The sequence below is a fragment of the Desulfovibrio sp. 86 genome, assembly GCF_902702915.1.
GTDB lineage: Bacteria > Desulfobacterota > Desulfovibrionia > Desulfovibrionales > Desulfovibrionaceae > Desulfovibrio.
Map to the genome: position 1 here is coordinate 1 of NZ_LR738849.1, position 20,664 is coordinate 20,664.

Annotated in this window: 18 protein-coding genes; 10 read left to right on the forward strand and 8 right to left on the reverse strand. The window is 57.1% G+C overall.

Annotation, left to right across the window (positions count from 1 at the left end):
- Both DESU86_RS00005 and DESU86_RS00010 read left to right on the forward strand, forming a co-directional pair.
- Positions 1-397: M23 family metallopeptidase (locus DESU86_RS00005; protein WP_179979177.1), on the forward strand; the 397-nt coding region annotated here is incomplete at its 5' end.
- Between the two features lie 227 nt (positions 398-624).
- Positions 625-4,959 carry an acyl-CoA dehydratase activase gene (locus DESU86_RS00010; protein WP_179979178.1) on the forward strand — a complete coding sequence of 1,445 codons (4,335 nt, stop codon included), beginning with the start codon at positions 625-627 and terminating at the stop codon, positions 4,957-4,959.
- Between the two features lie 244 nt (positions 4,960-5,203).
- Here DESU86_RS00010 and DESU86_RS00015 read toward each other — a convergent pair whose 3' ends face one another.
- Both DESU86_RS00015 and folK read right to left on the reverse strand, forming a co-directional pair.
- Complete coding sequence (locus tag DESU86_RS00015) at positions 5,204-5,497, reverse strand: transcriptional regulator (protein WP_179979179.1); 294 nt, start codon at positions 5,495-5,497, stop codon at positions 5,204-5,206.
- A 111-nt stretch (positions 5,498-5,608) separates the two neighbouring features.
- Entirely contained in the window at positions 5,609-6,118 is a 510-nt protein-coding gene (gene folK / locus DESU86_RS00020) for a 2-amino-4-hydroxy-6-hydroxymethyldihydropteridine diphosphokinase (protein WP_179979180.1), read from the reverse strand.
- A 431-nt stretch (positions 6,119-6,549) separates the two neighbouring features.
- Between folK and xerD the strand changes: the two genes are divergently transcribed.
- The 7 genes from xerD to DESU86_RS00055 all read left to right on the forward strand — a co-directional run bounded on the left by xerD (position 6,550) and on the right by DESU86_RS00055 (position 14,805).
- Positions 6,550-7,485, forward strand: coding sequence for a site-specific tyrosine recombinase XerD (xerD, locus tag DESU86_RS00025; protein ID WP_179979181.1), 936 nt, complete (start codon positions 6,550-6,552; stop codon positions 7,483-7,485).
- Complete coding sequence (locus tag DESU86_RS00030) at positions 7,482-10,178, forward strand: CBS domain-containing protein (protein ID WP_179979182.1); 2,697 nt, start codon at positions 7,482-7,484, stop codon at positions 10,176-10,178. Before xerD ends, DESU86_RS00030 begins: the two co-directional genes overlap by 4 nt.
- A gap of 22 nt (positions 10,179-10,200) precedes the next feature.
- On the forward strand, positions 10,201-10,377 hold the full coding sequence (locus DESU86_RS00035; RefSeq protein ID WP_179979183.1) for a hypothetical protein: 177 nt from the start codon (positions 10,201-10,203) through the stop codon (positions 10,375-10,377).
- Positions 10,374-10,907, forward strand: a complete 534-nt coding sequence (locus tag DESU86_RS00040; protein ID WP_179979184.1) for an HIT family protein — start codon at positions 10,374-10,376, stop codon at positions 10,905-10,907. The genes DESU86_RS00035 and DESU86_RS00040 overlap by 4 nt, the downstream gene beginning before the upstream one ends.
- Before the next feature lie 166 nt (positions 10,908-11,073).
- Positions 11,074-11,505 carry a LapA family protein gene (locus tag DESU86_RS00045; protein WP_179979185.1) on the forward strand — a complete coding sequence of 144 codons (432 nt, stop codon included), beginning with the start codon at positions 11,074-11,076 and terminating at the stop codon, positions 11,503-11,505.
- A 104-nt stretch (positions 11,506-11,609) separates the two neighbouring features.
- On the forward strand, positions 11,610-14,405 hold the full coding sequence (gene mutS / locus DESU86_RS00050) for a DNA mismatch repair protein MutS (RefSeq protein WP_179979186.1): 2,796 nt from the start codon (positions 11,610-11,612) through the stop codon (positions 14,403-14,405).
- A complete protein-coding gene (locus DESU86_RS00055) occupies positions 14,392-14,805 on the forward strand; it encodes a DnaJ family domain-containing protein (protein WP_179979187.1) in 414 nt (137 codons plus the stop codon). The genes mutS and DESU86_RS00055 overlap by 14 nt, the downstream gene beginning before the upstream one ends.
- A gap of 25 nt (positions 14,806-14,830) precedes the next feature.
- Here DESU86_RS00055 and DESU86_RS00060 read toward each other — a convergent pair whose 3' ends face one another.
- From DESU86_RS00060 to rimI, 4 genes are all read right to left on the reverse strand, one after another.
- Entirely contained in the window at positions 14,831-15,952 is a 1,122-nt protein-coding gene (locus DESU86_RS00060) for a Smr/MutS family protein (RefSeq protein WP_179979188.1), read from the reverse strand.
- A gap of 284 nt (positions 15,953-16,236) precedes the next feature.
- On the reverse strand, positions 16,237-16,614 hold the full coding sequence (gene secG / locus DESU86_RS00065; protein ID WP_179981639.1) for a preprotein translocase subunit SecG: 378 nt from the start codon (positions 16,612-16,614) through the stop codon (positions 16,237-16,239).
- A gap of 53 nt (positions 16,615-16,667) precedes the next feature.
- Positions 16,668-17,435 carry a triose-phosphate isomerase gene (gene tpiA / locus DESU86_RS00070; RefSeq protein WP_179979189.1) on the reverse strand — a complete coding sequence of 256 codons (768 nt, stop codon included), beginning with the start codon at positions 17,433-17,435 and terminating at the stop codon, positions 16,668-16,670.
- A gap of 18 nt (positions 17,436-17,453) precedes the next feature.
- On the reverse strand, positions 17,454-17,927 hold the full coding sequence (rimI, locus tag DESU86_RS00075; protein WP_232088193.1) for a ribosomal protein S18-alanine N-acetyltransferase: 474 nt from the start codon (positions 17,925-17,927) through the stop codon (positions 17,454-17,456).
- On the opposite strand from rimI, the gene DESU86_RS00080 reads away from it, so the two are divergent.
- Positions 17,926-18,441 carry an NUDIX hydrolase gene (locus DESU86_RS00080; protein ID WP_232088194.1) on the forward strand — a complete coding sequence of 172 codons (516 nt, stop codon included), beginning with the start codon at positions 17,926-17,928 and terminating at the stop codon, positions 18,439-18,441. The two genes, rimI and DESU86_RS00080, sit on opposite strands and share 2 nt — an antisense overlap.
- A 48-nt stretch (positions 18,442-18,489) precedes the next feature.
- Here DESU86_RS00080 and DESU86_RS00085 read toward each other — a convergent pair whose 3' ends face one another.
- Both DESU86_RS00085 and DESU86_RS00090 read right to left on the reverse strand, forming a co-directional pair.
- On the reverse strand, positions 18,490-19,275 hold the full coding sequence (locus tag DESU86_RS00085; RefSeq protein ID WP_179979191.1) for an inositol monophosphatase family protein: 786 nt from the start codon (positions 19,273-19,275) through the stop codon (positions 18,490-18,492).
- A 362-nt stretch (positions 19,276-19,637) separates the two neighbouring features.
- Entirely contained in the window at positions 19,638-20,663 is a 1,026-nt protein-coding gene (locus tag DESU86_RS00090; RefSeq protein WP_179979192.1) for a rod shape-determining protein, read from the reverse strand.
- Between the last annotated feature and the right edge of the window lies 1 nt (position 20,664).

The window sequence follows — 20,664 nt, forward strand, 5'->3', positions numbered from 1 at the left end:
GTTTTACAGTTATCAGGGCAAGCCGGTTGGCGAATCCTACCATCTTGGCTTTGACCTTGCGTCCATACGCAACGCCGAAGTGCCCGCCGCCAACAGCGGACGGGTCATTTTCAGCGGCGAGCTTGGCATCTATGGCAATATTGTAGTGGTTGATCATGGTCTGGGGCTTATGTCCCTCTACTCCCACCTCAATGATTCTGCGGTCAGGGCTGGCGACGTGGTGCAGAAGGGGCAGCTCCTCGGCCATACTGGCACCACTGGCCTAGCGTTTGGCGACCACCTGCACTTTGGAATGATGGTGGGTGGTGTTGAAGTCACGCCTCTGGAATGGCTCGACGCCAAGTGGATACGCGACAATATCACCGACAGACTTGATGCCTCAATGGCTCAGCAATAACCCACCACCAGCAATGCGCCGTGCCCATTTTTCAGCCAAGCAGCGATTGAAAAATGGGCACGCGCCTCTTTTTTTGTAAAGTGGGGCTTGTCTTTGACGCCCCTTGCAGTATATCCTGAATCTATAGCTGGAAAATATTTCGCTTTTCCGTTAAACAGGAATCATTCTTCGATGAAAGGCGATATCTTGTCTCTTCCACAAACACACAGAAATGTGAGGACTTATTTGTGTCTCCACATCCTGCGGCCTTTCTTGGTCTGGACATAGGCTCCACCACTGTCAAGCTGGCGCTTCTTGATACCGAGGGCATGGTTATTGAAACTATGTACCGTCGTCATGGAACCGCCGTTCGCGCCACGTTATCCGCTCTTTTGGATGAACTGGCACAAAAATATCCTCTTTTGCCAGTGCGTTGCGCCATCACCGGTTCGGGTGCGCTGGATCTTGGTCAGGCCCTGTCTTTGCCCTTTGAACAGGAACTGCTGGCCACGGCCCGCGCGGTATCGGCAGCGGCTCCGCAAACCAGCGTTGCTGTCGAGCTCGGCGGCGAAGACGCCAAACTGTTGTACCTCGGGCAGGATGTGGAACTGCGCATGAACGAATCCTGCGCGGGAGGAACCGGAGCCTTTATCGACCAGATGGCCCGTCTGCTCAGCACCGATGCTCAAGGGCTCAATGAACTGGCCGCACAGCATACCACTCTTTACCCCATTGCTTCACGTTGCGGCGTGTTTGCCAAAACGGATATTGTGCCCCTGCTCAATGGCGGAGTGGCGCGGGAAGACATCGCGGCCTCCATATTTCAGGCCGTGGTCGAGCAGACCATTGGCGGCCTGGCTTGTGGCCGCCCCATTGAAGGCACAGTGGCCTTTCTTGGTGGGCCATTGCATTTTTTGCCAGAGTTGAAAAAACTTTTTATTGCGGCTCTGCATCTGGAAGATGACGAAATCGCCTGCCTGCCGCATGCCCAGTGCGCCGCCGCCCACGGTGCGGCCTTGTGCATGAAGGACAGACAAGGTGAAACGCCGCTGGTTCGTCTGGACGAACTGGCCCGTCAGGCCCGCAATCTGGCTTGTGAAGCCCTGCCTCCCCTGACCAAGGCGCTGCCGCGCTTTTTCCGTGACCCTGCCGAATATGAGACCTTCAGAAAACGGCACTCCGACGACCGCCTCCCCCGATGCGATCTGAGCAAGGCGACCGGCCCCTTGTATCTGGGACTCGACCTGGGGTCCACCACGGTCAAGGCCGCGCTCATAGACGCGCAGCAGCGCATGCTGGCATCGTGTTACGTGTCCAATGGGGGCAACCCCCTGCAGGTTCTTCTGCCGCCGCTTGCCGACATGCTTGAACAGATTCCTCCGCAGGCCTGGCTTGCAGGTACGGCCGCCACCGGCTATGGGGCGCAGCTTGCCGAGGCGGCGCTCAAGCTCGACAGCGTCACAGTGGAAACGCTGGCCCACTTCAAAGCCGCACGCCGTATTGTGCCCGAAGTGAGTTATGTCATAGATATCGGCGGTCAGGACATGAAGTGCCTCAAGGCCGAAAATGGCGTTATCGCGGATGTGAGCCTTAACGAGGCATGTTCCGCAGGCTGCGGGGCTTTTCTTGAAAGCTTCGCCCTGGGGCTTGGCATGTCTATGGAGGAATTTGTCGAGGCGGCCCTGTATGCCGAACACCCGGCAGACCTTGGCTCGCGCTGTACGGTATTCATGAACTCAAAGGTCACGCAAGCCCAAAAAGAAGGCATGAAAGCGGCCGATATTGCGGCTGGCCTCTGCTATTCTGTTGTTCGCAACGCTTTGGACAAGGTGCTGCGCATCAAAAATACCGATGAACTGGGGCAACATGTGGTAGTGCAGGGAGGCTCATTTCTCAATGACGCATTACTTTGCGCCATGGAGCGTACTCTGGGGCATAGCGTGCACCGTCCGGCCTCTTCGGGACTTATGGGGGCCTATGGGGCTGCCCTGACGGCGCTTGAGGCTTGCCCCGCCAATGAAGTGCGTCACTTCCCCCTGACTGCCGAGGCCCTTCGCAATTTTGAGATGCGCAGCCGCAGTTTCCGTTGCCGCGACTGCGGGAACAACTGTCTGCTGACTGAAACGCGCTTCTCGCACGGGACGCGCCATTTTTCGGGCAACCGCTGTGACAAGTTCGACAATATCACTGGCAAAAAAGCGGCCGCCGGACAAAATCTTTATGACTGGAAGCGTCAGCGGCTTTTCCGCTATGATCCTCTGCCCCTTGAGCGCGCGCCACGGGGAGTTCTGGGCATACCGAGGGTGCTGACCGTATATTCGCACTATCCTTTCTGGTTCACCCTTTTCACCAGCCTTGGATTCAGGGTCGAGCTTTCACCGCCGACCAGCCGTGCGCTCTTTGCCCGGGGCCTGGCCTCCGTGCCTTCGCAAAGCGTTTGCTATCCTGCCAAGCTTGCCCACGGGCATGTGCTTTCGCTTGTTGAAAAAGGAATCTCGCGCATATTCATGCCCTGCATTCCCCGCGAGTCCAAAGAATTTGAGGAAATGTGCGACGCTTTTTCCTGCCCGGTAGCCTGCGGTTATCCGCAGGTAGTACGCGAAAACCTGCCGGAACTGGTCAATGGCAAGGCTCTCATGTACGCGCCTTTTGTGAATCTCAACCACACGGGATCCCTGGTACGGAACCTTTGCCAGGAAATGGACCTGCCCAGAGGGGAAGTGCGCGCCGCTGTCCGCGTGGCCCGGCAGGAGCAAGAAAACTATTTGCGCGAACTGCGGGATGAAGCAGAAAAGCTCTACGCCGCAACGCGCCGCCAGGGCGGGACGCTGGTGGTGTTGGCGGGCCGTCCCTATCATGCCGACCCGCAGGTGCACCACGGTTTGCCGGATTTTATCGCTTCACTCGGCGCCACGGTTATAAGTGAGGATGCCCTGCCACGCCACTGGCTACGTAAAATCCCCGTGCCGGGGCTGCGCGTCCGCAACCAGTGGACCTATCCTGCCAGGCTCTACCGGGCCGCGTCATGGGCCGCTCAGGGAGAGCACGGCAAATGCCGGGTGGAGCTTGTGCAGCTTACCTCATTTGGCTGCGGCCTTGACGCCATTACTTCCGACCAGATACGCGAACTGCTGCACCAGCACGGCAAACTGTATACCCTTATCAAGATGGATGAGGGCAACGCGCTTGCTTCGGCCCGTATTCGCATCCGCTCGTTACTGGCCGTAGCCGAAGGACGCGGCAAAGGCATGCAGACGGCCATCCCGCCGGCCACGGCTCCTGTTTTTTCCAAAAAAGACGCCCGTTCGCACCTGATTCTTGTCCCGCAAATGGCTCCGCTGCATTTCCCCTTGATCACAGAGGGTATTGTGGGCAGTGGACACATGGTAAAACTGCTGCCAACGGTAACTTCTGAAGCCATCAGCATGGGGCAGGCCTATGTAAACAATGACGCCTGCTATCCGGCCATTGTGGCTATCGGCCAACTCCTGCACGCGCTGCAAAGTGGCGCGCATGATCCCCAGCGTACGGCCCTGCTGCTGTCACAAACCTGCGGGCCGTGCCGCGCCAGCAATTATCCGGCCCTATTGCGCAAGGCCTTGCTTGAGTGCGGTTTTTCGTCGGTTCCAGTGCTCACCATGAGCACATCAAGGGTTGACAGCCATCCGGGTTTTAGCCCCAGCCGCGCCATGCTGCATAAGATGGTGCTGGGCATGCTGGCCGGAGACATGCTGCAACGCCTGTCTCTGCATACGCAGACCTATGAACGCCGTGCGGGAGATACCGCCGAAAGGGTCGATCACTGGTTGCGCATATTGGCCCCCATTGTGCGGCATGGCGATGATCTGGCCTTCCGCCGCAGTATGGAGCGCCTTGTGCGTGATTTTGAGCAGATCGGCTGCGATGTGGACCATCGACCGCGCGTTGCCGTGGTCGGCGAAATTCTTCTTACCTACCATCCTGACGCCAATCGGCATATTGTGGATATCATCAGGCAGGAAGGGGGCGAACCCCTGCTGCCCGACATCACAAACTTCATGCTGTATTGCCTGAGGGATTCCATTTACGACTGGCAACGTCAGGGCGGCAGCGCTCTGGGCGCGCTGGGCAGCACTCTGGCCATCAAGAAAGTGGAAAATTTGCGCAAAAGCATGCGGGAGGCCCTGGCACGCTCTCCCCTTGCGGACAGGGTCATGCCCGTGGCCCATCTGGACACGCTGGCCCGTATGGGCGAGAGCATGCTTTCCTTGGGCAACGCTGCTGGCGAGGGCTGGCTTTTGCCGGCAGAAATGCTGGAATTTCTTAACCACGGGGCAAAGGATATTCTGTGTCTTCAGCCTTTCGGCTGCCTGCCCAACCATGTGGTGGGCCGTGGAGCGTTCAAGACTGTGCGCCGGGCGGCCCCTCAGGCCAATATTATGGCCATTGACTATGATCCGGGCAGCAGCGAGGCCAATCAACTGAACCGCATCCGCCTGTTTATGGCCATTGCCAGGGACATGGCGCGCCAACAGGGGTTTTTACGGCTGGGCGATCTTCAGGATCAGTCAGATTTTGCCAAAAAACTTTGCGGCGTGAGGTAATTGCCTAAACACGGCACGATTTAAGAAAGCACTGATTAAAGAGCCTCTTGAAGCGCGCAGTTGTTTCGTTTGGCAAGGCGCGATCTTTTTTCAAGCAGGAGTGGACTCTTCCGTCCTCGACTGTTTCAAAAAAAGTGAAACAACGCCGCCAAACGGAATAAATCAGCGTTCCATAATAAAACGGGTGGGAGATGGCCGTATTGGCACATTCCCACCCGTTATAATTTTACGTGTCGCCGAGCGGCTATTCGCGCGGAGGCAGTTCGCGACCGCCTTCTTCCAGACGTTGCAAAAATTTGTCGCGGCATTCATAGCTGCAAAAATGGTGGACAATTTCACCATCACGCACAGAAATATTGCCTTCGGCAGAAACATAGGTCCCACATTCCGGGTCCTTGACCATTTCTCCGGCAGCTATCTTGCGTTCCATTTCGGCCGCGTTTTCTTCTTTGTTTTCTTTTTGCTTTTTCTGCACATCATTGGCGAAAAGACGATACAGGGCGTAGACCGCCAATATCAAAATAAGCCATTTCCACATCTGTCGTGCTCCTTGGGCTCATGCCGGGCATCGGGCCAAAAAATCTGGAGTTTGCGGCTGGGCAAACTGCCTGCAAGCCGAGGAAGACCCTATCACAGAGAGTTCTTCCCGTCACTGAGAAATTCTTTGACCATTCTTTTCGAATTTCAGGCGTGAAAGCCAGTCTGTGGCAGAAATCCCGTCAATATGGATGCCGGGGGCAACGTCCAGCAGGGGCACAAGGGCAAAGGCGCGTTGGGTTAGCCGGGGATGCGGCACAAGACAACGCGCATCGTCGCTGCGCTGCTGCCCAAAAAGCAATAAATCCGCGTCAATGGCTCTGGGCCCAAAGCGGAGGGCCGGATCAGCGCTGCGCACACGGCCAAGGCTTGCCTCCATTTGCAGCAATGCCTCCACAAAAGAACAGGCCTGCCAGGAGGATGCCACAAAAAGTTCAACCACCTGGTTCAAAAACCACGGTTGATCGGCAAAGCCCTGAGGTTCGGTCGTGTATATGGGCGATGACGCGCCAAGGCGCACATGGGGCAGATTGCCCAGGGCCTCGCGGGCCAGCTGCAGCATGCGCGCCGCGTCCCCGCTGTTGGAGCCCAGGCTCACGTACGCCTGAATTTCTTCACGCATGGTTGATCTGTCCTTTTTTCAGATTGAAATTGAGCACATTCACCCTGAAACTGTTCTGGCGACCGCATGAGCGCCACCTGCCGTCAGGGCGTAAGTTCGGTTTACCCGCGCGCTTATGCGCCCAAGCGGGCGTGTGGCACCGTCGCGAATATATATCTCAATGGAGCCTTGTTCTAGAGGCAGCAGAGGGCCTTGGCAACAACTTTCGCAAGAGCTTTTGTCCTGAAAAGTGCAGGTGGCTACGTGGGCCGACTCCCGCCATAACTGGCGAGTCTGACCGCTGCGACTGGATATCCGCAAAAATGATTTGCTCTGGCGGCACGCGCCCTACGGATTAAAAGCGACGGAATAAAAGCGTGTGTCGGCATGTATCCAGCCGCAGCATCTGTAAAAAACTTGCTCGCGGAGCCTAAGGCGGCTAGCATGCTCACATGACAGAATCCGCAACATCCGCCACCGCACCTCCCTGCCCCTTGGCCGCCCTTCTGCCTTTATGGCAGGATCATCTGCTGGCTCAGCGCGGCCTGTCGCAGCAGACCGTTCTTTCCTACAGCCAGGACCTCGAAAATTTTTTCCTTTTTCGGCAGGAACTCTCTGGCGGCGGCATCATGGGCGCGCAACCAGACGAGCAGGAGGTCTTTCTTTACCTTGCATGGCTGCGCGCACGCCAGAACACGGGTAGAACGCTGGCGCGGCGTTTGTCCGCTCTGCGGGCTTTTTTTGATTTTGCCATGCAGGAAGGCGTCATAAAGACCAATCCCGCGCAGTTGATGGACAACCCCAAGCTGCCGCAGCATCTGCCCGAAGTGCTGACCCGCGATGAAATGGAAAAAATGCTGTCGCAGCCCGATATGCGCGAAAGGGGCGGCCAACGCGACCGCTGCATGCTCGAGCTGCTGTATGCGGCTGGATTGCGCGTGTCTGAGCTCTGTGATCTGTGCGTACCGGATCTGGATCTTCAGCGTGGCCTGGTGCGTGTTTTCGGCAAGGGAGCCAAGGAACGCCTCGTGCCCCTGCACGACTTCATGCAGCGCATGCTTGAAAATTATATCAGTCATTGGCGGCCGGCTTTTTCTCCCACTGGCAACCAGCTTTTCGTCAACCGTTCCGGCCATGCGCTTACCCGCCAGTATATCTGGAAAATGGTAAAAAAATACGCGCTCGCGGCCGACATACGTCGCCCCATTTCACCCCACACCTTCAGGCACTCTTTCGCAACGCATCTGCTTGAGGGCGGGGCTGACCTGAGAGCGGTGCAACTGCTGCTGGGGCATGCCGATATCAGCGCCACAGAAATTTACACCCATGTTCAGGCCGAGCGTCTGCGCGGCATCCACCGCCAATTCCATCCCCGGAGCCAGATGTGACAGCCGCCAAAGCAACTCTGATCACCTGTCATGCCAATGCGGATTTTGACGCCTTTGCCGCCATGCTCGCGGCCCGTCATCTATACAGTCCACACGTGCTGCTTTTTCCCGGCAGCCAGGAGCGCGGCCTGCAAAAACTCTACGCCAGCATCGATACAAAGGCGTACGGCTTTGCCGACAGCAGCGATCTTGACTGGGATTCCTTTGACCGCCTGGTACTTGTGGACACGCGCCAGCGCAGCCGGGTGAGCCATGTGTCGCCCCTGCTGGAGCGTCCCGGTGTGGCTGTCGAGATGTGGGACCATCATCCCGATTCTGGAGATGACATCCCCTTCGGCACGGTGCATCTGGCCCATATTGGCTCGGTTACAAGTCTTATCGTACAGCAGTTGCGTGCGCGCGGGATTCGCCTTGAAGCAGAGGACGCCACCCTGTTGGGCCTGGGCATATACGGCGATACGGGTTCATTCACCTACTCCTCCACCACTCCCGCAGACTTTGAGGCGGCGGCATGGCTGCTTGGTCAGGGTATGGATGTAAACCGCATAAATGACCTGGCCGCGCACGAACTTACCAGCATGCACATTCAGGCCCTCAACAGCCTGCTCGAATCTGCCGAGTCCTTTACCATCAACCGCACGCAGGTGGTGCTCGCCGAAGCGGCCATGGAACACTATCTGGGCGACTTTGCCTATCTGGCGCACCGCCTGATCGAGATGGAGAAGTTCCCCGTTCTTTTTGCCATAGGCCTTATGGGGGACCGCATTCAGGTGGTGGCCCGCAGCCGCAGCGACGCCATCAACGTGGGGGATATCTGCGCTGCGCTGGGAGGTGGCGGCCATGCCTACGCGGCCTCTGCCTCCATCCGGCATATGACCATGCATGAAGTTCGGGACGCCATTTTGCGCCAGTTATACGAACAGGCCCACCCTGACAAAACGGCGCGCGAGTACATGTCCTCCCCTGCCGTGGGTGTTGAGTCCACGGCCACCATCCGCGAGGCCGATGAACTCATGCTGCATTTCGGGCTCAAGGCTGTGCCTGTATTTACGCCAGGCACCAGAACCTGCAAGGGCCTGCTTGACGCCCAGACAGCCTCACGTGCCAGCGCGCACGGCCTTGGAGGGGCTCTGGTCGAGGACTACATGCAGGGATCGGTGCAGACTTTGCCGCCTGAAGCCGTTCTCAAGGATCTCACGGCAATCATTGTGGGCGCGCGGCAGCGCCTTGTGCCCATTGTGGAGGCAGACCGCGTCATAGGCGTCGTAACCCGCACAGACCTTATCAATGTCTTTGCCCACGAACAGGACAGCCTGCCGGTGCTCAAGCATTCCCCAAGCAAGGAGCGCCACGTGGGCAAGCTCATACAGGACCGTCTGCCCTCTTCCGTCAAAGACCTTTTGCAACTGGCGGGAAAGCTTGGCAGGGATTTGGGCTTGCCCGTGTATGCAGTGGGCGGTTTTGTGCGGGATTTGCTCCTGAACAGGCCCAATCAGGACATTGATCTTGTGGTCGAGGGCAACGGCATCACGCTTGCCAAGGCTCTGGCCGTGGAACTTGGCGGAAGGGTGCGCGAACACCAGGAATTCTTAACTTCCGTGGTTATTTTCAAGGATGAGAAAGGAGAGGAATCGCGCATAGATGTGGCCACGGCCCGGCTGGAATACTACGAATACCCCGCAGCGTTGCCCACGGTGGAGCTTTCGTCCATAAAAATGGATCTTTTTCGGCGGGATTTTTCCATCAATGCCCTGGCGGTACGGCTTGACAGCACGCCTTTCGGGCAGCTGATAGATTTTTTCGGTGGTCAGCGTGATATCAAGGAGCGCATCATACGGGTGCTGCACACCCTGAGCTTTGTTGAAGACCCCACGCGCTGTCTGCGGGCCGTGCGCTTTGAGCAGCGCTACGATTTTCGCATCGGCGCCGGGGCGGAAAGGCTCATTAAAAATGCGCTGGGCCTCAAGCTTATGGACAAGCTCACGGGGCCGCGCCTTTTCAGCGAATTCAGGCATATTTGCGATGAGGGCAATCCGCTGGCCTGTTTTGTGCGGCTTGACCAGTTGGGCATTTTGCCAGCCATCGCACCGCAACTTGCGCTTATACCGACCCGCAGGGGCTTGTTGCAGGATCTTCAGGATATGCTGTCATGGTATCATCTGCTGTATTTTGAAAAAAAACCGCAAGCCTGGCTGGTATATTTTCTGGGCCTCAGCCACGGCCTGCCCTACGCGGAAACATCCGACCTGTATCGTCGCTTGGGGCTGCCGGAAAACAAAAGGGCTGAAATCCTGAACCAGCGGGAGCAAATGCGCTCAGTTCGGGGCCGTCTTGAAACCTGGCAACGACAGCAAGAGGGGCAGGCTCCCAAAATCAGCGCCCTTTGTGAGGTTTTGGCTCCCCTAGCGCTGGAGTCGCTGCTCTATCTCATGGCAGAAACGGAGAATGAACGCCTGCAAAAAAGCCTGTCGCGCTATATCACCCAGTGGCAGCACGAAAAAGCCGACATCACTGGTGATGACCTCAAAGCTCTGGGGATGCCCCCCGGCCCCCTGTACAGCCACATTTTGCGTACCGCGCTGAAAGCCAAGCTGGATGGCGAAACGCAAGGCCGCGAAGCCCAGCTTGGGCTTGCGCGCGAGCTTATGCGGCAGGAACAGGAGAAAAAAGCCCGCCATCCCACAAAGGAATGAGCCGGGGCACTCTTGAGCTTAAATGTTGAGTTTTTTGCTTGCCTTTGTCGGTATTTCTCATTTTTTTGCCTTGCAGGCAATCGGGGATTGTTCTGTTAACTTTTTAAAATTGCTGCTGATTCACGGATTGGCATCAGGCTGGCAGGCGGCTGGCCTCTTGCTCCCGATGGTCAAGCGGTGTATAGAAAAAAAATTATGAAACAATTATGGGCACCTTGGCGTATCGAATACATTCTTGGACCAAAACCAGATTCCTGTGTGTTCTGCCTTTCCGCCGACGGACTGGATGACGAAGAACGCCTCGTTCTTTACAGAGGCCGCCATGCCTTTGTTATCATGAATAAATTCCCGTACAATAACGGACATATCATGGTCTGCCCGTACAGGCACGTCATGAATCTTACCGATCTGACCACTGAAGAGGCTCATGAAGTCATGGATCTTCTGCAGGTCTGCGCCGCAATTTTGAAAAAGCGTTTTAACTGTGAAGGCATCAACGTCGGCCTCAATCTCGGAGAGGCCGCAGGCGCGGGCATCAGAGAGCATCTGCATTTTCATCTGGTGCCGCGCTGGACTGGGGATTCGTCATTTATGGCAGTCTTTAACGAGGTGCGTACCATGCCCGAGCATCTGAGCCGCAGCTACGCTGCGTTGAAACCCTATTTCACGAAGGACGCCATGGCTGGGGAGCCATGTAGCGCCGGTTCCTTGCCCCATCAGGAAGGTTGAGATCAACGCCGGAATGGTTGATGAAGGAGTGGCAGGAAGTTTTTTTGCGCCGCGGCGGCGTGAAAAAACCGGCTGGAGAGCGCAGGCTGTGCCCCACGGGGCGGGCGGCATTCTCAAAAAGCCCGTGAAGATTTTTTGAGATAGCTTTAGCCTGAGGAGTGTGTCTATGCGGTATATCAAGGTTCTCTTGCTGGCCGTCGTTTTTTTTCTTGCTCTCGTATTCTTTTTCCAGAATCAGGGGCCTCTTTCACAAGACATGGTGCTCACGCTCCATCTTTTCTTTATCCCGCCCATGCATTCCATCCCCCTGCCTTTCTACTTTCTGGTGATCGCGGCTTTTGCGCTTGGATCATTGCTCACCCTGAGCTTCCTTGTGTGGGACAAGCTGAATCTCTCTGCCCGTCTTATGAAGCACAAGTGGCACATCAGCAATCTTGAGCGCGAAATGGCCAAACTGAAAAAGAAGTCGGACATCGAAGCTTCGAAGTTCAGCTTTCTTCAGAAGAACAAGGAAAAGACCGAAGGCGCTCAGGCAACGGAAACCAAGCCGGTACAGACTGCTGATGAGTCTCTTGTGCCCGATCCCGACAAGCAGTAGAAATTTGCCATCAGCTTTCCGGCGCTGCCCGATGCGTTTCGGGCAGCGTCATATGCCAATAATTTATGCAGCCGTACAACAATTATTGCCCATGAAGCACCACCATGTCTGAGCCCACTATCAAAATGACTCCCATGTTTGAGCACTACATGAGCATCAAGGCTGACTACCCTGATGCTCTGCTTTTTTACCGCATGGGGGATTTTTATGAGCTTTTTTTCAGCGACGCCGAAGTGGCCGCCCGTGAACTCCAGATAACGCTCACGAGCCGCAGCAAGGATACGCAAAATCCCGTTCCCATGTGCGGGGTGCCCTGGCACGCCGTTGACGCTTACGTGGCCCAGCTTGTGGACAAAGGCTATCACATCGCCATTTGCGATCAGATCGAGGACCCCAAAACGGCCAAAGGTCTTGTCAAAAGAGCCGTAACCTGCGTCAAGACTCCCGGAACCGTGGTGGATGACGCCAACCTGAACACCAAAAGCCATAATTACCTTGGGGCGCTTTGCCCTGGCGCAGACAGCGAGGGAGGCGGTTTCGCCTGGGTGGACGTGTCCACCGGACAATGGAGCGGCGTAGATTTCAAGCGTCAGGCAGAGTTGTGGCAATGGGTGCAAAAAATGGCGCCCCGCGAACTGCTGGTGCCCGAAGGCGTACAGCCGCCGCCCCGCACCCTGCTTGAGGGGGTTCGTCTGGTGCGTCAGCCCGCAAGTATTTTTGAACTCAAGCGCGCCACTGAGCGGGTGCTGTCGGCCCAGGGCGTGCGGGACGCGGGTGCTCTCGGCCTTGCCGGGCATAACGAGATCATGCGCGCCTGCGGTGCGCTGCTTGCCTACCTTGCGCAAACGCAGATGCGCAGCCCCGAGCACCTCAAACCGTTTCAGCGCCTTGATCTGAGTCGCCGTCTTGTGGTTGACGAGGTAACTGAGCGCAACCTGGAAATTTTCACACGTCTGAATGGCCGTAAGGGAAAAGGCACGCTGCGGCATGTTATTGATGATACCATGACGCCCATGGGCGGGCGGCTGCTTGAAGACATGCTGCGCCATCCGTGGCGTGAAGTTGCCCCCATTACGCGCATACAGGACGCGGTGGCCTGGCTTTATGCTGACGACGGCCGCCGCTCAGCTTTGCGGGACGCGCTTAACAACGTGTACGACATGGAGCGTCTGTCTACGCGCATCAGCCTGAATCAAGGCAGTCCCCGCGACTTTATTGCCCTGCGCAACAGCCTGGCGGCTTTGCCGCAGGTGTATGCCGTGCTGACGGGCGATCCAGCGCCGTCAATTCTCCAGCGGCCCGATCAGGACGATGCGGCACAGGCTGCCGACCTTGCGGCGGCGCCTCCCAGAGCTGTGGCCGACATCGTCAAGACCTGGGACGCCATGGAGGACTGCACGGCACTCCTGCTGTGCGCGCTTGTGGACAGCCCCCCGCCGGTTATCACTGACGGCGGCCTTTTTAAAAACGGTTACAACGCGGAACTGGACAGACTGCTTGATCTCGCCGAACACGGTGAACAAAAATTGCAGGCCATGCTCACCGAGGAGCAGACCACAACAGGCATCGCCAAACTCAAACTGGGGTATAACCGTGTATTCGGTTACTACTTTGAGGTATCGCGCGCTGCGCACAGTGGTACCGTGCCCTACCACTTCATTCGCCGCCAGAGCCTTGCCAATGCCGAGCGCTTTACCACTGAATCGCTCAAGAGCCTCGAAGAAGAACTGCTTTCAGCATCAGACAAGCGCAAGGCGCTGGAATACAGCCTTTTTCAGGATTTACGCCAGCACATGGCGCAGCAGCGTGAACGCATCAGCCACATGGCCCAACTGATCGGCCATCTGGACTATTGGCAAAGCCTTGCCCAGGTCGGACGCATCAATAACTGGTGCCGCCCTGAACTGACGGCGGACGCCAATCTGACCATTCGTGAGGGCCGCCACCCCGTGGTGGAAGCCATGCTTGGCCGCGCCAATTTTGTGCCCAACGATTTTCGCCTGGATGACAATCGCCGCCTGTGCCTGCTTACCGGCCCCAATATGGCGGGCAAGTCAACCGTGCTGCGCCAGGTGGCCATCATCTGCCTGCTCGCGCAGATGGGCGCAATGGTTCCGGCCACATCCGCGCGGCTTGGCCTGGTGGACAGATTGTTCTCGCGCGTGGGGGCTTCTGACAATCTGGCCCAGGGGCAAAGCACCTTTATGGTCGAAATGATGGAAACAGCGCGTATTTTGCGTCAGGCAACACGTCGCAGTCTTATCATTCTGGATGAAATCGGTCGCGGCACCAGCACCTATGACGGCGTGGCCCTGGCCTGGGCCATGGTCGAAGATCTGTCCCGACGCGCGCAGGGCGAGCTGCGCACACTCTTTGCCACGCACTATCATGAACTTACGGCGCTCGAAGGCCGTGTGGATGGCGTTTTTACGATGAATATAGCCATCAGCGAATATGGCGGCGATATTCTTTTTCTGCACAAGCTTGTGCCCGGTCCTGCGGACAGAAGCTACGGCGTTGAGGTGGCCAGGCTTGCTGGCGTGCCCGGCCCTGTTGTGCAGCGCGCGCGGGCCATACTGGCCAATCTCGAACGCGGGCGCGACCTTGCACGCAAAGCGGTAGTCACAGCCGTATGTCTGCCCGGGCTGGATTTGCCCGAGCCCAAGCCGACGGATGACCTGCCCATCCTTCAGGCGGCTCCTCCGCGTGCGGAGCATCCGGTGGTAGAACTGCTGCGCCATATGCAGCCTGAAGAGCTGAGCCCACTTGACGCGCTGAAAACACTGATGGAGTGGAAAAGCCTCTGGGGGACTGCCGCCGCATCTGCTGCTGCATCTGGCGCCCGGCCGCAAGACGACCAGCAGGCTGCTTCGGAAGGAGAAGACCATGGCAGGGGCTAATCCTTGGTCTGTCATCCAGTTCATTGCTGAAAGACGCATTGAAGAAGCCCAGGCGCAGGGACTCTTTGACAATTTGCCAGGGCAAGGCAAACCGCTGGATCTGGAGGACACAAGCCATGTGCCCGAGGAACTGCGCATGGCCTACAAGATTTTGAGCAATGCGGGCTGTCTGCCCCCCGAATTGGCTGAACGCAAGGAACTGAGCCGCCTCGTGGACATGCTGGAGAGCTGTGAGGATGAACAGGAGCGCGTGCGGCAGATGCAAAAACTGCGCTTTATGATTGCGCGTGCAAAAATGCGCTGCCAGCGCCATTTGCAGCTTGAGCAGGATGATCCTTACTATGACAGGCTATTGGACAGACTGTCCGCGTCGGGCAAAAAAAATCCGCATCCTGCCTGATGCTTTTGCCTTCGGGCGGCCCCGTTCAATAAAGGTCGTCATCCGCTGGCGTGCGTTCCCAATAAACGCGCCCTTTTTTCCTGTACTTGCGCAGTAATACATAGACGCTGCCGGGGCCCCCGTCATGGGACTGCGCCGTGCAGAAGGCCAGCACGACCCTTTTGAAAGGGTCCTGAGTCAGCCAGTTTTGCAGCTTCTCGCGCAAGATGCCTATGCCGTCTGGGGAATTGCGCCCCCGGCCCGGCACCACCAGCACAGTGCGCAGTCCTTTATACCAACTGCCGCGTAAAAAACCGCGCAGGGCCTCAAATGCCTGCACAGCATTGAGCCCGTGCAGGTCCAGATGCGCTTCGGGACTGAAGGAGCCTGCCCGCAGCTTGTTTATGGTCATCTGATCCAGCCCCACCACATGCCCTTCAAGGTACTCGTCGGAAAATGACAGGGCAAATTCCAGCTTGCCATCCATAAAATCCTGAAGGCTGGTGTCCCCGTGGGGCGGCGGCGTGGCCGTTTCAGGCACTGGCGCCACATCACGCCCGCGTCCCTGAAGAGGAGCAACCTCGCCCATGGCCTGAAGGAACACGGCACCGTCCGCATCGGCGTCTGCCATGTCGTTGGTATGGCCAGCCGCGTGTAGGGAGAGTTGCGCCGCATCGGAGCCGGAACGCTTTTTCGCGCCCATGCGTAGGCCGCCCTGCGCCGCATCAGACTGGTTTTCCCCCTGGGTTGGCGTTGCGCCGTCCCTCAGTGCCCCTCCCCCTGCTCCGCATTCAGACTGGGGGGCTGACATGCCTGCTTTGCCCCTGTTCTGCTTCATTTTTCGGTCGCCACAATCAGGCAGACTGGCGTGCTCTTCCAGCAGGAAGGTTCCCGGGCCGTGCTGCTTTTGCGCTCTGCCTGCCCCCTTGGGCGCTTTTGATGACTGCATTTGCCCTATGGAGCGTAAAAAAAGATCGCGCTCTTCTGCGTCAACGCCAGTATCGGCACCGCCGGTATCGTTTCCTGCGGGCGCGGGGTGAGGCTTAATATCTTTTCTGGCTTTGGCAGCAGCGCGGGAGGCCGCAGGCTTTGCCGCTTTTTTTTCAGGAAGCTTGCCCATATTGAGGGATCTGAAGGGATTTTCACCAAAAGAATCGGAGTCGGACATGGTCAACCCCACAGGGAGAGTTTAGAGCTTTTTTAGTTGGATGTTGCCGCCATCCGCAACGCTTCATCATTAACGCCTCATCATCAAGGCGTCATCATAGCCTGAGGGTTGCCGTTCGGAACGCTCAGCGACTGCGTGAGAGGCGCTCGCCTGGAACAAAAACGGCGCGCCGTAACTTTGAGAGTATACCTTCCGAAAGATATTTGCGCTGGCCAAAGGTCTTTGCTCCGGTTGAAAAAAAAGCCGCGGCATGCCGCGGCTTTTTCAATCATGAAATCAACGTGCTACTGCCCCGCAGGCGCGGCATCCTGATTGCCGACAGGCGCGGATTGCCCGGTCGGAGCAGCTGGTGCGGACTGCGCGGGCGGCACGGTGTTGGTCTTGGGTGCCGCAGGTTCTTCAATCTTTACATTAAGAATGGTAGATTCGCTGCTGGGCCGCGAACTGGTGACATACGTGTAACTCAAAGAGGTAATAACAAAAATCACCGCCATAAGCGTGGTAAGTTTGGCAAGAATGCCGCCAGCGCCACCACTGCCGAAAACAGAAGTGTTGCCCCCGCCAAAGATGACGCCCATGCCTTCCTTGCCCGATTGCAAAAGTACAAGGATAATCAGCAACACGCATACAATGATATGCAGCGTAAGAATGAGAGTCTGCACGTATTCCTCCTCGCCGTCCGGCCACTGCCCGACGGCGCGCCAGAAGTTGGGCATCAGGCCCCGATAATTTGTAGGAAGCTTTGCGCCTCTAAAGACGCTCCTCCTACCAAAAGACCATCCACGTTGTCAAGGGCAATAAGGGCTCCGGCATTGTCTGGCTTGACGCTGCCGCCATACAGGACGGGCAGTTTTTTGCCGGTTTCACCCATAAATTTTTCAAGCAGGGCGCGTGTGACGCCGTGTGCTTCACGCACTTCACCAGGGCCAGCCACCCTGCCGGTGCCGATGGCCCACACGGGCTCGTAGGCAATGACAAAACGTCCGGTAAGGGCCTCATCAGCCATGGCGTCAGGTTTTGACGAAAAAAAGGCCGTCAATTGACGTTCAAGCACCACATACAAATGGCCCTGCTCACGCTCTTCAAGTGTTTCACCGATGCAGAGCATGGTTTTCATGCCATGGCTTAAGGCAAACACTGCCTTGCGTGCGACCATCTCATCGCTTTCACCAAAAATATGCCGCCGCTCGGAATGTCCGGCAAGCACCCATTCAGCACCCACATCCCGCAGCATGTCTACAGAAACTTCCCCCGTGAACGCGCCTTCGGGCGCGGGATAAAAATTCTGCGCCCCCACAGTCAGGGCTTTTTGCCCGCGAAATGCCTGGGCCACACATTCAATGGCCGTCGCTGGCGGAAAAACGACAACTTCCCGCCCTTCCGGCAAGACTCCAGGCAGGCCCGCAGATATTTCAGCGGCGGTGGTTGCAGCCTCCATGCGGTTTTTATACATTTTCCAGTTGGCGGCAATGATTTTATGCATGACATACCCCTTGAGGCGTTAAAGCTGACAGGAGTCAAGCTCACATCGGTAGACAAGGGCGTCTTCACCCGTGTCGGCATAGTAGTTGCGACGTCGTCCCACTTTCTTGAAGCCGCAGCTCTCGTACAAGGCAATGGCAGCCCTGTTCCCCGTTCGTACTTCAAGCAAGACTCTATGAATATCCATTTTACGCGCCAGGCGCAAGACAGTGCGCAAAATGCGCCTTCCGTGCCCACGGCGGCGCATATGGGGCCGCACCGCCAAATTGAGTATTTCCAGTTCATCCTCGGTATGATAAATGGAAATATAGCCTTCGAGGCATTCGCCATTGAACAGGCCAAAGGCCGCAAATGCCTTTTGCCCAAAGGCGGCACGGCATTGCTCTTCAGACCAGGGCAACGTAAAACACTCCCGTTCTATAGCAGACATTTTTTCGGCATGGCATGCTTCAAGTTGCCGCATGCGCCATGCCTGCCCTGTGGACATGCTCATGAAAACAATTCCTTATGACTGCCTGAAAAATCCGGCACAAAGCCTTGAAGTGGTGGACAGCAACAATGCGCCCCTGTGCATCATGGCGAAAGAAGATGTTTTGCGCCAATGCCTGCCGCACCGTGCCGTGGCGCTGCTTGTCCGCGACAGACGGGGGCGCGCCCTGCTGACCTTGGGCGAACAGGGCTGGGGATTTTCGTCATACGGCCAGGTTGCAGCCGGGATGTCGTGCGAGAGCAGCGCACAGGATATCCTGTCTCGGGAATGGAGCCAGGAGGGCGGCCGCCTTGCCAGTCTGGGGCTCATGCCGCCCTCGCCCAGCAATGGCCTAACCTTTCTTCACCTGTATACGGCCAGCCTGCCGCGTTCCATCATTAAAACCAGGGCCCTGGCACGCGACAGGCACCTGCTGGTGGATCAGGATGAGATGAAAGGATTGGGTTCCCACTTTGGCGATTTGCTCTCCCCTGTCATGTATGCCGCCCTTGAGGGCGGATACCTCTCACATTTCTGAGCAGCGCTGTTTTTGCCTCTGAACTGGATTACGCTCAGAACGTGGGACTCAGGTCGTGGGGCTCAGCAAATCGACGGCCAGGGCGTGCAAACGCCCGTTGCTCGCAAGCAGGGGTTCGCCAAAATGCAGGAGATCGCCGTTCAGGTTGCTGACGCGCCCTCCAGCCTCTTCCACAAGCAGCATGCCCGCCGCAAAGTCCCACGGCTTGAGCCCGGCTTCATAAAAAATATCCAGCTTTCCGCTGGCGACGTATGCCAGATCAATGGAGGCCGCGCCAATGCGCCGCACACCTTGCGCCATGGGTAAAACCAGGGCAAGGCGTTCTAGTATTTCCGGCAGCCGGGTGGCGATGTCATAGGGAAAACCTGTGCCCACCAGAGCGTCATTGAGACAGTCCACACCACTCACGGCAATGGGCTTGTCATTGCAAAAGGCTCCGTGACCACGGGCCGACCAGTAGCAGCGATGCAGCATGGGCACATTGACAATGCCAAGCTCAACACGTCCGTTGTGCCACAGGGCCACTGACGTGCCCACCTGTGGAATGCGATGCACAAAGTTGGTGGTGCCGTCCACAGGATCGATGATCCAGCAAAGCTCGTCAGGCGCTTCGTCGTCCCGGCTGCTTTCCTCGGCAAGAAAACACGCGCCGGGCACGAGGTTCGCCAGTTTTTCCTTTAAAAACGCCTCTACGGCCAGGTCGGTCTGGGTGACCAGGTCAATGCTGCCCTTGTGGCGCACGTTACTGGGCAACTCCCAGTGTTCGCGTATGATCTCACCGCTTTGCAGGACAATGTCCACGCAGTTTTTGAGTATGGAACTGGCATCAATCATGAGAAATCCTTTGTTTCAAGTCGAAGCGCGCGAAACCCCGCCAAGTCCCCCGGACAAAAGCCGGACAGACTCAAGTGATCAGGTACATTTCCCGTGCTTCAGTTTACCCAGGTGTGCCATGGTGGTGACATTCAGAGCAATCCCGCGCCGCCGCTGACGCACGACAGCCGGGGCAGTTTTTCGCCATTGGGACTGAGAGCGACATAACCGCCCTGTTCAGCGCCGTAACAGGCGTGCTGTCAATGTTGAGAGGATGCCTGTTTGCAAAGATTGTGGCTCTGGAGCAGGCTACGAATGAAATGAGTTCACTACTGTGCAAGGATTTTCTGAAAAATCCTTGCCATTCTCAAGGATAATCTGCGCTAGTTGATAAAAACGGAGCGGTACGTTTCGCGGTCAAGCATGGCTTTGGCTGTGCCGCGCAACACTGTGGTAAGCGGATCTTTATCAACAAAAACCTTGAGGCGGGTTTCTCTGGCGATATATTCGTCAAGGCCCTTGAGCAGTGAGCCTCCACCAGCCATGAGCATGCCGTTGCGGTAAATGTCTGCGGCAAGTTCGGGCGGCGTTTTTTCCAGCGCGCGCAAGACTACCTCAAGAATGGCCTGCACCGGCTCACGCAAGGCTTCACGAACATGCGCTTCTGTCACCTTGACCACTCGGGGGCCGCCGCGAACCATATCCTTGCCCGAAACCTCAAGGATGGGGGCATTAGGTATGGGCATGGCCGAGCCGATAATCTTTTTCACGTTTTCAGCAGTATTGTCCCCTACTTCCATGCGAAAAGCATCACGCATGAAGCGCTGTACGGCCAGATTCATGGCGTCGCCCGCTATGCGTACCGACTGGGTATTGGCAACGCCGGACAGGGTAATGACAGCCACCTCGCTGGTGCCGCCGCCTATGTCCAGGACAAGATTGCCCAGGGGTTCGTGGATGGGTAAATCAGCCCCTATGGCGGCAGCCATCGGCTCTTCGATCATGGAGATGTCTGCCGCTCCGGCCAGCATGGCCGCGTCAATGACAGCCCTTTTTTCAACCTGGGTAATACCGGTGGGGATGCAGATGGACATGGAAGGCTTGACCAGACGAAGCCCCGTGATGGCCTTGCGCACAAAGTAGGAAATCATGGCGCGAGTGACGTCAAAGTCGGCGATGACGCCGTCCTTCATGGGGCGAACCGCGCGGATACGCTGAGGTGTCCGCCCTATGTATTCTTTTGCGGCGGCTCCCACGGCAAGGACTTTGCCGGAATGCGCGTCCAGGGCGACCACTGACGGTTCATTGACGACAATGCCGTGCGCCCTGGTGTAAAGCAGGGTGTTGGCGGTGCCAAGATCCATGGCTATGTCTTTCGACAGAAAACGGAAAAAGCGCCGCAGCAACATA

Coding starts and splice junctions, on each gene's coding strand:
- DESU86_RS00015 (WP_179979179.1), bottom strand. CDS start 5,497: ATGTGGAAATGGCTTATTTTGATATTGGCGGTCTACGCCCTGTATCGT.
- folK (WP_179979180.1), bottom strand. CDS start 6,118: ATGCGTGAAGAAATTCAGGCGTACGTGAGCCTGGGCTCCAACAGCGGG.
- xerD (WP_179979181.1), top strand. CDS start 6,550: ATGACAGAATCCGCAACATCCGCCACCGCACCTCCCTGCCCCTTGGCC.
- DESU86_RS00035 (WP_179979183.1), top strand. CDS start 10,201: ATGTTGAGTTTTTTGCTTGCCTTTGTCGGTATTTCTCATTTTTTTGCC.
- DESU86_RS00040 (WP_179979184.1), top strand. CDS start 10,374: ATGAAACAATTATGGGCACCTTGGCGTATCGAATACATTCTTGGACCA.
- DESU86_RS00045 (WP_179979185.1), top strand. CDS start 11,074: ATGCGGTATATCAAGGTTCTCTTGCTGGCCGTCGTTTTTTTTCTTGCT.
- mutS (WP_179979186.1), top strand. CDS start 11,610: ATGTCTGAGCCCACTATCAAAATGACTCCCATGTTTGAGCACTACATG.
- DESU86_RS00055 (WP_179979187.1), top strand. CDS start 14,392: ATGGCAGGGGCTAATCCTTGGTCTGTCATCCAGTTCATTGCTGAAAGA.
- DESU86_RS00060 (WP_179979188.1), bottom strand. CDS start 15,952: ATGTCCGACTCCGATTCTTTTGGTGAAAATCCCTTCAGATCCCTCAAT.
- tpiA (WP_179979189.1), bottom strand. CDS start 17,435: ATGCATAAAATCATTGCCGCCAACTGGAAAATGTATAAAAACCGCATG.
- DESU86_RS00080 (WP_232088194.1), top strand. CDS start 17,926: ATGAAAACAATTCCTTATGACTGCCTGAAAAATCCGGCACAAAGCCTT.
- rimI (WP_232088193.1), bottom strand. CDS start 17,927: ATGAGCATGTCCACAGGGCAGGCATGGCGCATGCGGCAACTTGAAGCA.
- DESU86_RS00085 (WP_179979191.1), bottom strand. CDS start 19,275: ATGATTGATGCCAGTTCCATACTCAAAAACTGCGTGGACATTGTCCTG.
- DESU86_RS00090 (WP_179979192.1), bottom strand. CDS start 20,663: ATGTTGCTGCGGCGCTTTTTCCGTTTTCTGTCGAAAGACATAGCCATG.